A 15,770-nucleotide genomic window follows, 5' to 3' on the forward strand; every position below is an offset into this window, starting at 1 on the left:
CCGACCCGGCGGGGGCAGTCCCGCTGCCGTCCTGAGACGCACACCGTCCCGTCGCCGGGAGGGTGTGCGTCATCCGTGTCCATGTACCCGGAAACGGTTCAACCTCTTGACGGGAGTCACCCCGAACGGCTCAGCTTAGAGTTCACTAGTTGGACATACACGGGGCCTCGCCGAAGCGGCCCCGCGCTCAGGAGGTCGTCGTGGAGACTCCAGGGTCGCAGTCGTCACTGCACCGAGCCAACCTGGAGCGGGTGGTCCGGGCCGTACGCCTGGCCGGGTCCCTCACGCAGGCGGAGATCGCGCGGACGACCGGGCTGTCCGCCGCGACCGTCTCGAACATCGTGCGGGAGCTGAAGGACGGCGGAACCGTCGAGGTCACGCCCACGTCGGCAGGCGGGCGGCGGGCCCGCAGCGTCAGCCTGAGCGGGGACGCCGGCATCGTGATCGGCGTCGACTTCGGGCACACCCACCTCCGGGTGGCGGTCGGGAACCTCGCCCATCAGGTGCTGGCCGAGGAGGCCGAGCCGCTGGACGTCGACGCCTCCGCCGACCAGGGGTTCGACCGGGCGGAACAGCTGGTCAACCGGCTGATCGAGGCGACGGGCGTGGACCGGGCCAAGGTGGCCGGCGTGGGGCTCGGCGTGCCGGGTCCGATCGACGTCGAGTCGGGCACGCTCGGCTCGACCGCGATCCTGCCCGGCTGGGGCGGCACCAAGCCGGCCGAGGAGCTGCGCGAACGGCTCGGGGTGCCGGTGCACGTGGACAACGACGCCAACCTCGGCGCCCTGGGCGAGCTGGTCTGGGGCAGTGGCAAGGGCGTCCGGGACCTGGCGTACATCAAGGTCGCGAGCGGTGTCGGCGCCGGTCTGGTGATCGACGGGAAGATCTACCGCGGCCCGGGCGGCACGGCGGGAGAAATCGGGCACATCACACTCGACGAATCCGGCCCGGTCTGCCGCTGTGGAAACCGCGGCTGCCTGGAGACGTTCGCGGCGGCCCGCTACGTGCTCCCGCTGCTCCAGCCCAGCCACGGCTCCAGCCTGACGATGGAAGGCGTCGTACGCCTGGCCAGGGACGGTGACCCGGGCTGCCGTCGGGTGGTCGCCGACGTCGGCCGCCACATCGGAAGCGGGGTGGCCAATCTCTGCAATCTGCTGAACCCGAGCCGGGTGGTGCTCGGCGGTGATCTCGCCGAGGCCGGTGAGCTGGTGCTCGGGCCGATCAGGGAGTCCGTCGGCCGCTACGCCATTCCCAGCGCGGCGCGCCAACTGTCCGTTCTCCCCGGGGCACTTGGCGGCCGTGCGGAGGTGCTCGGAGCGCTCGCCCTCGCGCTCAGCGAGATGGGCGATTCGGCCCTTTTGGAGGGTGCGCTGCCCGTGGCTGCTCCTGCCTTCACTTAGAGAACGGATGGCACCGTTGCCATCTCGTTAAGGATTTACTTCTTGACGTCGCACGTGTGGCCGAGTTGACTTCCAGCCACCTCGGCCGCAACGACGCGGCCTCGTCAGGGAGGTTTGAAGAGTGAACAAGCGCATGCGTCGTGCTGCCTTTGCTTTCTGTGCCACCGCAATGACCGTCTCGCTCGCCGCCTGCGGCAGCGCGAAGGAGTCCGGCGGCAACGGCGACAGCGGGAAGACGACCACCCACAAGGGTGACGACATCACCGTCGGTCTGCTCCTGCCGGAGAACCAGACCGCCCGCTACGAGAAGTTCGACAAGCCCATCATCGAGAAGCAGATCAAGGATCTGACGAACGGCAAGGGCAAGGTCGACTACCTCAACGCCAAGCAGGATGCGACCCTGCAGTCGCAGCAGATCGACACGATGATCACCAAGAAGGTCGACGTGCTGATCCTCGACGCGGTCGACTACAAGGCGGTCGCCCAGGGCGTGAAGAAGGCCAAGGACGCGGGCATCCCGGTCGTCGCCTACGACCGCCTCGCCGAGGGCCCCATCTCCGCCTACACCTCGTTCGACAACGTCGAGGTCGGCAAGACGCAGGGTGAGGCCCTGCTGAAGGCCCTGGGCGGCAAGGCCAAGTCCGGCAAGATCGTCATGATGAACGGCTCCGTGACCGACCCGAACGCCGCGCAGTTCAAGAAGGGCGCCCACGAGGTGCTCGACGGCAAGGTGAACGTCGGCAAGGAGTACGACACCAAGGAGTGGAAGCCGGAGAACGCCAACGCCAACATGGAGGGCGCCATCTCCGCCCTCGGCAAGGACAAGATCGTCGGCGTCTACTCCGCCAACGACGGCATGGCGGGCGGCATCATCACCGCGCTCAAGGGCGCGGGCCTCAAGACGCTTCCCCCGGTCACCGGCCAGGACGCCGAGCTCGCGGGCGTGCAGCGCATCGTGGCGAACGAGCAGTACATGAGCGTCTTCAAGTCCTACCCGCAGGAGGCCGAGACCGTCGCCAAGATGGCCGTCTCCATCGCCAAGACCGGCAAGGTCGACAGCTCGCTCGGTGCCAGCACCGTCGACAGCGGCACCGAGAAGGGCATCCCGTCCGTCATCGTCCCGGTGGTCTCGCTGACGAAGGACAACATCAAGGACACGGTCATCAAGCAGGGTTACTACACGGTCGACCAGATCTGCACGGCCAAGTACAAGGCCGCCTGCGACAAGATCGGCCTGAAGTAACACCCCTCGGGACCGCCCAGGCGGCGGTCCCACCGGCCTGCACGGCAGGCGCGCGCCCACTGTCCGCGCGCCCCGTGCCGGCACGTCCGGCGCCCCGCCGCCGACAGCCCCGCAGCACAACGGCGGGGCGCCGGACGGAACGCCCCTCACTCTTCATGTTCAACCTCCCGCCGGGGTAAGGCTCGGGCGGCGAAGGAGATGGTTCACGTGTCCGCTACGCCTGTGCTGGCGTTGCGCGGGGTCTCCAAGCGATTCGGTGCCGTTCAGGCGCTCACCGACGTAGAGCTTGAGGTCCACGCCGGAGAGGTGGTTGCCCTCGTCGGCGACAACGGCGCCGGCAAGTCCACCCTTGTCAAGACGATCGCGGGTGTGCACCCCATCGATGACGGTGTCATCGAGTGGGAGGGCCGCCCCGTCACGGTCAGCCGCCCGCACGACGCCCAGAACCTGGGCATCGCGACGGTCTACCAGGACCTCGCCCTGTGCGACAACATCGACGTCGTCGGCAACCTGTTCCTCGGCCGTGAGATCAAGCGCCGCGGTGTCCTGGACGAGGTCGAGATGGAGCGCCGCTCGCGCGAGCTGCTCCAGACGCTCTCCATCCGCATCCCCAGCGTGCGCATCCCGATCGCCTCGCTCTCCGGCGGTCAGCGCCAGGTCGTGGCCATCGCCCGCTCCATGCTCGGCGAGCCCAAGCTGGTGATCCTCGACGAGCCGACCGCCGCCCTCGGCGTCGAGCAGACCGCCCAGGTCCTCGACCTCGTCGAGCGGCTGCGCGAGCGCGGCCTCGCGGTCATCCTGATCAGCCACAACATGGCCGACGTGAAGGCCGTCGCCGACAAGGTCGCCGTCCTGCGGCTCGGTCGCAACAACGGCGTGTTCGAGGTCAAGACCACCTCGCAGGAAGAGATCATCTCCGCCATCACCGGCGCCACGGACAACGCCGTGACCCGTCGTGCGGCGCGCACCACCGCGGAGGCTCAGAAGTGAGCATCGACAAGACCCAGGCCGAGCCCGTCGACGCGCCCGCCGTCGCGGCCGACGCCGCCCCCGCCGTCGACCCCCGCCTGCTCGTGCGCGAGCAGGGCTTCGCCGGCTACGTCACCGAGTTCAAGCGGAAGATGCGCGCCGGCGACCTCGGCGCCCTGCCCGTCGTGGTCGGCCTCATCGCCATCTGCGCGATCTTCCAGAGCCTGAACTCCGCCTTCCTCGGCGCGGAGAACCTCAACAACATCTTCGTCGCCATGGTGGCCACCGGCATGATGTCGGTCGGCATCATCTTCGTGCTGCTGCTCGGCGAGATCGACCTCTCCGTCGGCTCCGTCTCCGGCGTCTCCTCGGCGATCACCGCCGTGATGAGCGTCACGCACGGTGTCAACGAGTGGCTCGCCGTCCTCGCCGCCCTCGCGGCCGGCGCGGTCATCGGCGCCCTGCACGGCTTCTTCTTCGCCCGGATCGGCGCGCCCGCGTTCGCGGTGACCCTGGCCGGCCTGCTGTTCTGGAACGGCTTCATGCTCCAGATCCTGGGCTCGAACGGCACGATCAACATCGACGGCGACGGCGTGGTCGGCAAGCTCACCACGTACTACTTCTCGGACGTGGCCGCCGCCTACCTCCTGGCCCTCGTCGCGGTCGCCGGGTACTTCCTGTCGGCCTTCCTCGGCAACCGCCGCCGCGCGCTCGCGGGCATCCCGTCCCGCCCGCTCAGCGACATCGTGCTGCGCACCGTGCTGCTCGCGGTCGCCGCGTTCGGCGTCGCGGTGATGTTCAACCAGTACAAGGGCCTGCCGCTGGCGGTGCTGCTCTTCGCGATCGTCCTGGTCGGCACCGACTTCGTGCTGCGCCGCACCGCGTACGGCCGCAAGGTCTTCGCCCTCGGCGGCAGCGTGGAGGCGTCCCGCCGCGCCGGTATCAACGTCACCCTGGTGCGCGTCTCGGTCTTCGCCATCGCGGGCTTCTTCGCCTCGGTCGGCGGTCTGTTCTGGGCCTCGAAGATCGCTGCCGCCAACCAGAGCGCCGGCTCCGGCGACCTGCTGATGAACGTCATCGCCGCGGCCGTCATCGGCGGCACCAGCCTCTTCGGCGGCCGGGGCCGCACCTGGAACGCGCTGCTCGGTGTCCTCGTGATCACGTCGATCCAGTACGGCCTCGCCCTCCAGGGCATCGCCACCCCGATCCAGTACATGATCACCGGTGGCGTGCTCCTCGCCACGGTCGTCATCGACTCGATCACCCGCAAGACCCAGAAGTCGGCCGGCCGCGCCTGAGCGCGCCCGACGCACCACGCCCTTGCCCGGCACCGTCCCACGGTGCCGGGCAAGGTCGTGCCGGGGCCGCCCGCACGGGTACAGCCGTTCGCGTGAGTCATGACCCCCCGCCCGGCCATCGGGCGTGAGATCGGAACATTAGACTCGTCCCAGCCCGGCAACAGCTCGATCAGCTCTACTGCAAGGAGGCACGGGTGCCGCTGCTGACCCGCATCAGGGGACCGCGCGATCTGGACCGGCTCAGCCTGGAGGAGCTGGACCAGCTGGCGGAGGAGATCCGGACCTTCCTCGTCCAGGAGGTCTCCAAGACCGGCGGGCACCTGGGCCCCAACCTCGGTGTCGTGGAGCTGACCATCGCCCTGCACCGGGTGTTCGAGTCCCCGAAGGACAAGGTGCTGTGGGACACCGGCCACCAGTCCTACGTGCACAAGCTGCTCACCGGCCGGCAGGACTTCTCCCGGCTGAAGATGAAGGGCGGCCTCTCGGGCTACCCCTCGCAGGCCGAGTCCGAGCACGACGTCATCGAGAACAGCCACGCCTCCACCGTGCTCGGCTGGGCCGACGGCATCGCCAAGGCCAACCAGCTGCGCCGGAGCGACAGCCACGTCGTCGCCGTCATCGGTGACGGGGCCCTGACAGGCGGCATGGCCTGGGAGGCGCTCAACAACATCGCCGAGGCCAAGGACCGGCCGCTGGTCATCGTCGTCAACGACAACGAGCGGTCGTACGCCCCCACCATCGGCGGACTCGCCAACCACCTGGCGACGCTGCGCACCACCGACGGCTACGAGCGCTTCCTCGCACGGACGAAGGACATCCTCGACCGCACCCCGGTCGTCGGCAAACCGCTGTACGAGACGCTGCACGGCGCCAAGAAGGGGCTGAAGGACTTCATCGCCCCGCAGGGCATGTTCGAGGACCTCGGCCTGAAGTACGTCGGCCCGATCGACGGCCACGACATCGAGGCGCTGGAGTCGGCGCTGGCCCGGGCCAAGCGCTTCGGCGGGCCGGTGATCGTGCACTGCCTGACCGAGAAGGGCCGCGGCTACCAGCCCGCCCTCCAGGACGAGGCCGACCGGTTCCACGCCGTCGGCAAGATCCACCCCGACACCGGACTGCCGATCGCCACCTCCGGCGCCGACTGGACCTCCGTCTTCGGCGAGGAGATGGTCAGGCTCGGCGAGGAGCGCGAGGACGTCGTCGCCATCACGGCGGCCATGCTCCAGCCCGTGGGTCTCGACAAGTTCGCCAAGCGCTTCCCCGAGCGGGTGTACGACGTCGGGATCGCCGAGCAGCACGGCGCCGTCTCCGCCGCCGGCCTCGCGTACGGCGGCCTCCACCCGGTCTTCGCCGTGTACGCCACCTTCCTCAACCGCGCCTTCGACCAGGTCCTCATGGACGTGGCCCTGCACAAGTGCGGGGTCACCTTCGTGCTCGACCGGGCCGGTGTCACCGGCACCGACGGCGCCTCGCACAACGGCATGTGGGACATGTCGATCCTCCAGGTGGTGCCGGGGCTGCGGCTCGCCGCGCCGCGCGACGCCGATCAGGTGCGCGCCCAGCTGCGCGAGGCCGTCGCCGTCGAGGACGCGCCGACCGTGGTGCGCTTCTCCAAGGGCGCCGTCGGCCCGGCCGTACCCGCCGTGGGCCGGATCGGGGGCATGGACGTGCTCCGGGAGCCGGGCACCGACCGGCCCGACGTGCTGCTGGTCTCCGTCGGCGCGCTCGCCCCGATGTGCCTGGAGATCGCGGAGCTGCTGAACAAGCAGGGCATCTCCACCACCGTCGTCGACCCCCGCTGGGTCAAGCCCGTCGACGAGGCCATGGCCCCGCTGGCCGAACGGCACCGGGTCGTCGTCACCGTCGAGGACAACAGCCGCGTCGGCGGTGTCGGCTCCGCCGTCGCCCAGGCCCTCAGGGACGCGGGCGTGGACGTGCCGCTGCGCGACTTCGGCATCCCGCCGCGCTTCCTCGACCACGCCTCCCGCGCCGAGGTCATGGCCGAGATCGGGCTGACCGCGCCCGACATCGCGCGCCAGGTCACCGGGCTCGTCTCCAAGCTGGACGGGCGGTTCGACCGTACGGCGGGTGCCGTGGACTCCGTGGAGCCCGCGCGCGACTAGGAGACGCCCCCTACACAGGCCGGTTCCGCCCCTTCCCCCGGTGGCGGAACCGGCCCGTTTGCGTGAACCTGCCTGTGCCGGGGAATACGCTCCCCGGCCCTCTCGATCATGTTGAGCCATATCGAGGTCTCACAAGCGTGGGAGGTAGGTACGTGAGCAACGCGCTGTTCCGGACGAAGAACGTCGAGCAGTCCATCCAGGACACCGAGGAACCCGAACACTCGCTCAGGAAGTCGCTGACCGCCCTCGACCTGACCGTGTTCGGCGTCGGTGTCATCATCGGCACCGGAATCTTCGTCCTCACCGGCACAGCGGCGAGGAACACCGCCGGCCCCGCCGTGTCGCTGTCCTTCGTCGTGGCCGGTGTCGTCTGCGCGCTCGCCGCCCTCTGCTACGCCGAGTTCGCCTCCACCGTCCCCGTGGCGGGCTCCGCCTACACCTTCTCCTACGCCTCGCTCGGCGAACTCCCCGCCTGGATCATCGGCTGGGACCTCGTCCTCGAACTCGCGCTCGGCACGGCCGTGGTCGCGGTCGGCTGGTCCGGGTACATAGCCTCGCTGCTCGACAACGCAGGCTGGCACCTGCCCGAGGCCCTGTCCGGCCGGGACGGTGCCACCGGCTTCGGCTTCGACATCCTCGCCGCGGCCCTGGTCCTGGTGCTCACCGCCATCCTCGTCATCGGGATGAAGCTGTCCGCGCGGGTCACCTCCGTGGTCGTCGCCGTCAAAGTGGCCGTCGTCCTCGTCGTGATCATCGCGGGCGCCTTCTTCGTGAAGGCCGGCAACTACGACCCCTTCATCCCGAAGGCGCAGCCGGCCGAGGCGGGCGGGAACCTCAAGGCCCCCCTGATCCAGCTGATGATCGGCTGGGCGCCCTCGCACTTCGGCGTCATGGGCATCTTCACCGCGGCCTCCGTGGTCTTCTTCGCGTTCATCGGCTTCGACGTCGTCGCCACCGCCGCCGAGGAGACCCGCAACCCGCAGCGCGACGTCCCGCGCGGCATCCTGGGCTCCCTGATCATCTGCACCGCCCTGTACGTCGCCGTGTCGATCGTCGTCACCGGCATGCAGAAGTACAGCGCGCTGTCGATCAAGGCGCCCCTCGCCGACGCGTTCAAGGCCACCGGGCATCCCTGGTACGCGGGCCTGATCAGCTTCGGCGCCGCCGTCGGCCTGACCACGGTGTGCATGATCCTGCTGCTCGGCCAGTCCCGGGTCTTCTTCGCCATGAGCCGCGACGGACTGCTGCCCCGCTTCTTCGCGCACACCCACCCGCGGTTCCGCACCCCGTACCGGTCCACCATCCTGCTCGGCGGCGTCATCGCGATCGTCGCGGGCTTCACCAGCCTCAGCGAACTCGCCGAACTGGTGAACATCGGCACGCTGTTCGCGTTCATCGTCGTCGCCCTGAGCGTCATCATCCTGCGCAGGTCCCGCCCTGACCTGCACCGCGCCTTCCGCACCCCGTGGGTCCCGGTCGTGCCGGTCCTGTCCGTGTGCGCCTCGCTGTGGCTGATGCTCAACCTGCCCGCCGAGACCTGGATCCGGTTCGCCATCTGGATGGTCATCGGCTTCTTCGTCTACTTCTTCTACGGCCGTACGCACAGCCGCCTCGCCCGGCGCGAGCAGGCCCCGGCCGGCGAGGCCGCGCCCCCGCCGAAGGCGACGGGGTGACCCGCACACTCAAGGCCCGGCCCCGTATGTCCCGCTTCGGCTGGGACGGCGGGGCCGGATAGCGTGCGACCATGCTCGTCGCCCCGCTCGCCCCCGCACGGACCACGGTCACCCGGACGGCGTACTGGGCGCGGCTGCTGCCCCTCCTCGCGACCCTGGCCTGCGTCACCCGGCTCCCCTCCTTCCGCCGGCCGCTGTGGAACCCGGACGAGGGCTTCCTGGCCGTACAGGCGCGGCTGCTCGCCCAGGGCGGGGAGCTGTACGACACCGTCGTCGACCGCAAACCGCCGCTGCTGCCCTGGCTCTACCAGGCCGCGTTCGCGCTCTGCGGCTCCGGCTCCCTGACCCCGCTGCGGGTGCTCGCCGTCCTCACCCAGCTCCTCACCGCCGCCCTGCTGGCCTCCCTGGCCCGCCGCCGCTGGGGCGAGCGCTCCGGCCGCACCGCCGGGGTGCTGTACCTGCTGGTCTCCGTCGGGCTCAACCCGGAGGACGCGCAGGCCGCCACCTTCGAGGTGTTCATACTGCCCTGGACGGCCGCCGCCCTGTGGTGCGCCGACCGGGGGCGCTGGGGCGCCGCCGGGGCCGCCGTCGCCGCCGCGTTCCTCACCAAGCAGACCGGCGGCGCGGTGCTGCTGCCGGTGGTCTGGCTGCTGCGCCAGCGGGGCGGCACCCGCGCGGGCCTGCCACGGCTGGTGGCCGGCTGCGCCGCACCCGTGCTCGGCGCGGCCCTGGCGACGGACCCGGCCGGCTTCCTGTTCTGGACGGTGACCGGCTCCACCGCCTACGCCTCCGTCACCGGCTCCGAACTCCACGTCCTGGCCCGAGCGCTGACCAACACCGCGATCCTGGCGGTGGCGTCCGCGGGGCTGCTCCCATCGGTCGTACGGGCCCTGCGCGGCGCCCGCGCCGGAGCGGCCGAGGCGTGGCTGTGGCTGTGGCTGGCCTCCTCGGCGCTCGCCGTCGCCCTCGGCTGCCACTTCTTCGGCCACTACTACCTGCAACTCACCCCGCCCCTCGCCCTGCTGGCCACCGCCGCGCTGCGCGTCCTGCCCCGGGACGGGCACGCGGGCGCCGTGCTCACCTCGGCCTGCTGCTGCGCCCTCTTCGTCGGCTGGGGCCTGCTCGCCCCCCGGCCCGAACTCGCGCACGCCGAACGGCTGGCCGCGGCCCTCGCGCAGCGCACGGCGCCCGCCGACCGGATCCTCGTCTGGGGGATACACCCGGAGACGTACTGGCTGGCCGGCCGCACCCCCGCCACCCGCTACCTCACCGCGGGCCTGCTCACCAACTACAGCGGCGGCCGGGACGGCCCCCAGGTCGGCGAGAGGTACGCCGTCGCCGGCGCCTGGCCGGTCTTCCGGCGCGAGATGACCGCGCACGCCCCCGCGCTGGTCGTCGACGACTCCCGCGGCAAGCCGTACGCCCCCGCCCGCCTGCCCACCCTGCACCGCCTGCTGACGGCGGGTTACACGGAGGTGGCCCGGGTGGACGGCGCGGTCCTGTACGCCCGGGTGCCACACGGCTGACGACGAGGCCGGGCCTCCGGGGCGGCGGGGCAAGGCTCGGTGCGGGGGTGCGCGGGACGGGGGAGGGACGGGGGCACGGCCCGGGGCGGGTGCGGCGGCGCCGGACCGGTTGGGGCGGCCTCCCGAGCGCCGGGAGCCGCTGTCGGCGGGCCTGGCCCGTGCTCCGGGGCCCCAGCTCCCGTGAGCGGGTCGTGCCGCTCAGTCCAGGATCGTGCGGGGGCCCGCCACCTCCGCGCCCAGGGCCGTCACACGGCGGCGCAGTTCGCGGTCGGCGGTCACCACCAGGCGGGGCCGGCCGGCGTGCTCGGCGGTCAGCTCCACGATCCGGTCGTCCCCGCTGCCCGGCGCCGACTCCACCCGCACGCCCGGTACGGACGCCACGCCCCGGGCCGCGCCCTCGACCACGAGCACGATCTCCACGGGACCCGGGTGCCCGGGCAGGCCCCCGCCCGCCAGCCGGTCCCGCAGCCGCTCGGCCGCCCCCTTGCGGTCCCGCCACCAGCCGTCGGGCCGCGACCCGACGACGTTCGCGCCGTCCACCACGACGAGCAGAGGGGCGGGGGGAGGGGCGGCGGGGTCCTGCGGGCCGGTCATGGACCCCAGGGTGCCATGACCACGGCTGACGGCCGGGGCCGGACCCCGGGGCCGGTACCGGGCGGCTTAAAGTGAACCGGTGAACGGCGACTGGCTCCTCCGCGGCCGAGACGGCCGGCTCAGTGTCTACCAGCTGTCGGGCGACGCCGTCCTGTGCCGGGCGGAGCGCGGCCCCCGCGGCCCCTGGTCCGCCCCGCGCAAGGTCGGTGGCGAGCAGCGACTGCACACCGTCCTGGCGGTCGGCCAGGGCGCCGACGGCTACGCCCACCTGGTCTCCTGGCGGCCCACTGCCAAGGGCGAGTCCGGACTCGTGCACTCCACGCACTTCCGCCCGCACCTGGCGGCCCTGGACTGGCACCCGATCGGCCACCCGGACAAGAAGGGCGACCGCACCGGCACGCCCGCCGTCGCGGTGGACGCCGAGGGCCGCGCCCATGTCTTCGTCCGCAACAAGGGCGGCGGAGTCAGCATGCTCGCCCAGAAGGAGAAGGGCGGCTGGGACCCCTGGAGGGACCTGAAGGGCGAGGAGGTCCACGACGGACTCGCGGCGGTCACGGGGGAGTCCGGCCGGGTCGAGCTGTACGCGGCCGCCCCCGAGGGCCTGCTGCACTGGCGTCAGGAGGAGCCGGGCGCCCAGCCCGTGCTCCAGGAGACGCTGAAGGCACCGGTCCGCCCGGGCACCCTGCGCGCCCTGGCCACCTCCCCGGAGCGCACGACCGTCTTCTACACCGGCACCTCCGGCGACCTGTGCGCCTGGCGTCCGGGCGGCGAGCCGGTCACCCTGCTGCCCGCGGCCGGCCCCGGCCCGGTGTCGGCGGTCCGCTGCGACCTGGACGGGCACGACTGCACCCTGCTGGTCCAGCGGACCGAGAGCCGCCGCGTGGCCTTCGCCGCGTACCCGACCGAGCTGGAGTCGGCGGGCGCCTGGTGGACCGAGTCGGGTCCCGAACTCCCCCTGGACGCGCTGGTGTCCCTCACGACGGACGAGGAGGACCGGGTGGTCGCGGCAACGCTGTCCCCGTCGGCCGGACGGCTCCTGCTGACCCGGCGCAAGGACGAGCCGGGCCTGGCGCTGGAGGCGTGGCGGGAGGTCTGAGCGCGCCATGATGTGATGGCCGTCGTGGACACCGAGACACTCATCGACGCCTGGCGGCGTCTGCTCGCCGGATCCGGGAAACCGTGGGTGCTGTTCGAGCACGGCACGTGCGTGGTGCTGGAGGAGCCCGGGGGAGGGCTCGCCGACCGGGCCACCGGCATCCTGCGCGAGTACGGCCCCGTGAGCGTGGGCGGTCCGGCGGGCGACTTCCGGGTGCTCGAACTGGACAACGGCGAGGGCTGGCTGGTGACGGGCCACCACCCGGACGTCGTCACCTTCGTCGCCCTGGAGGATTCCGAGGACCCCTCACACCTGGCCGTGGGCATCCTCGGGCGCTCCCGCCGCGACCGGGACGGCAGGGAGCTGCACGTCGTCCACGTCGACGACGGCCGTCCCGCCGGAGCCTGAGCCCCGGCCGGCACCCGGAAACGCCGGGTGCCCGCACCCCGGGCGGAGTGCGGGCACCCGATGCTCACCGGTGCAGCGTCACGCCGGGACGCTCGCCACGCCCGGCGCCAGGAACCGCTTGCCGTTGACGCGCTCGCTGACGCCCTCACGGTCCAGGTACGGCGTGATGCCGCCCAGGTGGAAGGGCCAGCCGGCACCCGTGATCAGGCACAGGTCGATGTCCTGGGCCTCGGCGACGACGCCCTCGTCGAGCATGAGCCCGATCTCCTGCGCCACCGCGTCCAGCACCCGCGCCCGCACCTGCTCCTCGGTCAGCACGACGTCGCCCTGCTTGAGCAGCGCCGCGACCTCCGGGTCCAGCTCCGGCTTGCCGCTGTCGTAGACGTAGAAGCCGCGCTTGCCCGCCTCCACGACCGCCTTGAGGTTCGGGGAGACCGTGAAGCGGTCCGGGAACGCGCCGTGCAGGGTCTCCGAGACGTGCAGACCGATGGCTGGGCCGACCAGCTCCAGCAGCACCAGCGGGGACATCGGCAGACCGAGCGGCTCGACGGCCTTCTCGGCGACCTCGACCGGGGTGCCCTCGTCGATGACGTTCTGGATCTCGCCCATGAAGCGGGTCAGGATGCGGTTCACGACGAACGCCGGGGCGTCCTTGACCAGCACCGCGGTCTTCTTGAGCTTCTTGGCGACGGCGAACGCGGTCGCGAGGGACGCGTCGTCGGTCTTCTCGCCGCGGACGATCTCCAGCAGCGGCAGGACGGCCACCGGGTTGAAGAAGTGGAAGCCCACGACCCGCTCCGGGTGCCTGAGCTTCGACGCCATCTCCGTCACCGACAGGGACGAGGTGTTGGTGGCGAGGATGGCGTGCGCCGGGGCGACCGCCTCGACCTCGGCGAACACCTGCTGCTTGACACCGATCTCCTCGAACACGGCCTCGATGACGAAGTCCGCGTCGGAGAAGCCCTCCGCCTTGTCCAGGACACCGGTCACCAGTGCCTTGAGGCGGTTGGCCTTGTCCTGGTTGATCCGGCCCTTGCCGAGCAGCTTGTCGATCTCGGCGTGGACGTAGCCCACGCCCTTGTCGACCCGCTCCTGGTCGATGTCGGTCAGCACGACCGGCACCTCCAGGCGGCGCAGGAACAGCAGCGCCAGCTGGGAGGCCATGAGGCCCGCGCCGACCACGCCCACCTTGGTGACCGGGCGCGCCAGGTTCTTGTCCGGGGCGCCGGCGGGGCGCTTGCCGCGCTTCTGCACCAGGTTGAACGCGTAGATGCCGGCGCGCAGTTCACCGCCCATGATCAGGTCGGCGAGGGCCTGGTCCTCGGCGTCGAAGCCCTGCTGGAGGTCCTCGTTCTTCGCGGCGGCGATGATGTCGAGGGCGCGGTAGGCGGCCGGGGCCGCGCCGTGCACCTTGGAGTCCGCGATGAAGCGGCCCTTGGCGACGGCCTGGTCCCAGGCCTCGCCGCGGTCGATCACCGGGCGCTCGACCTTGATGTCGCCCTTGAGCACCTGGGCGGTCCAGATCAGCGACTGCTCCAGGAAGTCGGCGCCCTCGAAGAGCGCGTCGGCGATCCCGAGGTCGAAGACCTGCCGGCCCTTGAGCTGCTTGTTCTGGTTGAGCGAGTTCTCGATGATGACCGAGACGGCCTTCTCGGGGCCGATCAGGTTCGGCAGCAGCGTGCAGCCGCCCCAGCCGGGCACCAGGCCGAGGAAGACCTCGGGCAGCGAGAACGCCGGGATCGCCTTGGAGACGGTGCGGTAGGTGCAGTGCAGGCCGACCTCGACGCCGCCGCCCATCGCCGCGCCGTTGTAGTAGGCGAAGGTCGGGACGGCCAGCTTCGCCAGGCGCTTGAAGACCTCGTGGCCGCCCTTGCCGATGGCGAGCGCGTGCTCGTGCTCCTTCAGCAGCTCGACGCCCTTGAGGTCGGCGCCGACCGCGAAGATGAACGGCTTGCCGGTGATGCCGGCACCGACGATCTCGCCGTCCGCGGCCTCCTTCTCGACCTGGTCGATCGCGGTGTTCAGATTCGCGAGCGAGGCGGGGCCGAAGGTGGTCGGCTTGGTGTGGTCCAGGCCGTTGTCCAGCGTGATCAGCGCGAAGCGGCCGGCGCCGAAGGGCAGGTCGAAGTGGCGTACGTGCGCACTGGTGACGACCTCGTCGGGGAACAGGTCCGAGGCCTGCTTCAGAAGCTCGGCGGTGGTGCTCACTTGTCCCCCTCGAAGTGCGGGTTCTCCCAGACGACCGTCGCGCCCATGCCGAAGCCGACGCACATGGTGGTCAGGCCGTAGCGGACGTGCGGCTGCTCCTCGAACTGGCGGGCCAGCTGCGTCATCAGGCGGACACCGGAGGAGGCCAGCGGGTGGCCGAAGGCGATGGCGCCGCCGTACTGGTTGACGCGCTCGTCGTCGTCGGCGATGCCGTAGTGGTCGAGGAAGGCCAGCACCTGCACGGCGAAGGCCTCGTTGATCTCGAACAGGCCGATGTCGGAGATGGACAGGCCCGCCTTGGCGAGGGCCTTCTCCGTGGCCGGGATCGGGCCGTAGCCCATGACCTCAGGCTCGACGCCCGCGAAGGCGTACGACACCAGGCGCATCTTGACCGGCAGGCCGTTCTCGCGGGCGAAGTCCTCGCTCGCGATGATCGACGCGGTGGCGCCGTCGTTCAGGCCGGCCGCGTTGCCCGCGGTGACCCGGCCGTGCACACGGAACGGCGTCTTGAGGTTCGCCAGGTTCTCCAGGGTGGTCCCCGGGCGCATCGGCTCGTCGGCGGTGACCAGGCCCCAGCCGGTCTCCCCGCCCTCCGGGCTGGTCCGGCGCACCGAGATCGGCACCAGATCGGCCTGGATCTTGCCGTTGGCGTACGCCTTGGCGGCCTTCTCCTGCGAGCGCACCGCGTACTCGTCGGCGCGCAGCTTGGTGATGTGCGGGTAGCGGTCGTGCAGGTTCTCCGCGGTCATGCCCATGAAGAGGGCCGACTCGTCGACCAGCTTCTCGCTCACGAACCGCGGGTTCGGGTCGACGCCCTCGCCCATCGGGTGGCGCCCCATGTGCTCGACACCACCGGCGATGACGGCGTCGTAGGCGCCGAAGGCGATCGAACCGGCGGTGGTCGTCACGGCGGTCAGCGCGCCGGCGCACATGCGGTCGATGGAGTAACCGGGCACGGACTGCGGCAGACCCGCGAGGATGCCGGCGGTACGGCCGAGGGTCAGACCCTGGTCACCGATCTGCGTGGTCGCCGCGATGGCCACCTCGTCGATCTTCTTCGGGTCCAGACCGGGGTTGCGGCGCAGCAGCTCCCGGATCGCCTTCACGACGAGGTCGTCGGCGCGGGTCTCGTGGTAGATGCCCTTCGGGCCCGCCTTGCCGAACGGGGTACGGACGCCGTCGACGAAGACGACGTCCCTGACGGTACGAGGCACGATGGCTCTCCTCCTGTG

General features: G+C 71.3%; 12 protein-coding genes. 9 read left to right on the plus strand and 3 right to left on the minus strand.

Annotation, left to right across the window (positions count from 1 at the left end):
* Positions 1-200: 200 nt before the first annotated feature.
* The 7 genes from ACZ5DC_RS01325 to ACZ5DC_RS01355 all read left to right on the plus strand — a co-directional run bounded on the left by ACZ5DC_RS01325 (position 201) and on the right by ACZ5DC_RS01355 (position 10,232).
* The gene (locus tag ACZ5DC_RS01325; protein WP_468648204.1) at positions 201-1,400 is read left to right on the plus strand and encodes an ROK family transcriptional regulator; all 1,200 of its coding nucleotides are present in this window, start codon (positions 201-203) and stop codon (positions 1,398-1,400) included.
* A gap of 169 nt (positions 1,401-1,569) precedes the next feature.
* Entirely contained in the window at positions 1,570-2,643 is a 1,074-nt protein-coding gene (locus ACZ5DC_RS01330; protein ID WP_468648206.1) for a sugar ABC transporter substrate-binding protein, read from the plus strand.
* 198 nt (positions 2,644-2,841) lie between these two features.
* Complete coding sequence (locus ACZ5DC_RS01335; protein ID WP_366748190.1) at positions 2,842-3,633, plus strand: ATP-binding cassette domain-containing protein; 792 nt, start codon at positions 2,842-2,844, stop codon at positions 3,631-3,633.
* Complete coding sequence (locus ACZ5DC_RS01340) at positions 3,630-4,910, plus strand: sugar ABC transporter permease (RefSeq protein ID WP_468648208.1); 1,281 nt, start codon at positions 3,630-3,632, stop codon at positions 4,908-4,910. Before ACZ5DC_RS01335 ends, ACZ5DC_RS01340 begins: the two co-directional genes overlap by 4 nt.
* A gap of 194 nt (positions 4,911-5,104) precedes the next feature.
* On the plus strand, positions 5,105-7,033 hold the full coding sequence (gene dxs, locus ACZ5DC_RS01345) for a 1-deoxy-D-xylulose-5-phosphate synthase (protein WP_468648210.1): 1,929 nt from the start codon (positions 5,105-5,107) through the stop codon (positions 7,031-7,033).
* Positions 7,034-7,185: 152 nt separating this feature from the next.
* Positions 7,186-8,706 (plus strand): amino acid permease, encoded by a 1,521-nt coding sequence (locus ACZ5DC_RS01350; protein ID WP_468648212.1) that lies wholly within the window; start codon positions 7,186-7,188, stop codon positions 8,704-8,706.
* Positions 8,707-8,777: 71 nt separating this feature from the next.
* Positions 8,778-10,232 carry a glycosyltransferase family 39 protein gene (locus ACZ5DC_RS01355; protein WP_468648214.1) on the plus strand — a complete coding sequence of 485 codons (1,455 nt, stop codon included), beginning with the start codon at positions 8,778-8,780 and terminating at the stop codon, positions 10,230-10,232.
* 198 nt (positions 10,233-10,430) lie between these two features.
* Here the strand turns inward: ACZ5DC_RS01355 and ACZ5DC_RS01360 are convergent, their stop codons facing one another.
* Positions 10,431-10,826: a PIN domain-containing protein gene (locus tag ACZ5DC_RS01360; protein ID WP_366748185.1), complete on the minus strand. Its 396-nt coding sequence runs from the start codon at positions 10,824-10,826 to the stop codon at positions 10,431-10,433.
* Positions 10,827-10,905: 79 nt separating this feature from the next.
* Here ACZ5DC_RS01360 and ACZ5DC_RS01365 point away from each other — a divergent pair, with 79 nt between their 5' ends.
* On the plus strand, positions 10,906-11,922 hold the full coding sequence (locus ACZ5DC_RS01365) for a PLL family lectin (protein ID WP_468648216.1): 1,017 nt from the start codon (positions 10,906-10,908) through the stop codon (positions 11,920-11,922).
* A 15-nt stretch (positions 11,923-11,937) separates the two neighbouring features.
* Positions 11,938-12,330 carry a hypothetical protein gene (locus ACZ5DC_RS01370; RefSeq protein ID WP_366748183.1) on the plus strand — a complete coding sequence of 131 codons (393 nt, stop codon included), beginning with the start codon at positions 11,938-11,940 and terminating at the stop codon, positions 12,328-12,330.
* 78 nt (positions 12,331-12,408) lie between these two features.
* Here the strand turns inward: ACZ5DC_RS01370 and ACZ5DC_RS01375 are convergent, their stop codons facing one another.
* Positions 12,409-14,538 carry a 3-hydroxyacyl-CoA dehydrogenase NAD-binding domain-containing protein gene (locus ACZ5DC_RS01375; RefSeq protein ID WP_468648218.1) on the minus strand — a complete coding sequence of 710 codons (2,130 nt, stop codon included), beginning with the start codon at positions 14,536-14,538 and terminating at the stop codon, positions 12,409-12,411.
* Entirely contained in the window at positions 14,535-15,752 is a 1,218-nt protein-coding gene (locus ACZ5DC_RS01380; protein ID WP_171151863.1) for a thiolase family protein, read from the minus strand. Before ACZ5DC_RS01380 ends, ACZ5DC_RS01375 begins: the two co-directional genes overlap by 4 nt.
* Positions 15,753-15,770: the final 18 nt, after the last annotated feature.

Source organism: Streptomyces sp. NPDC031445, from assembly GCF_055581365.1.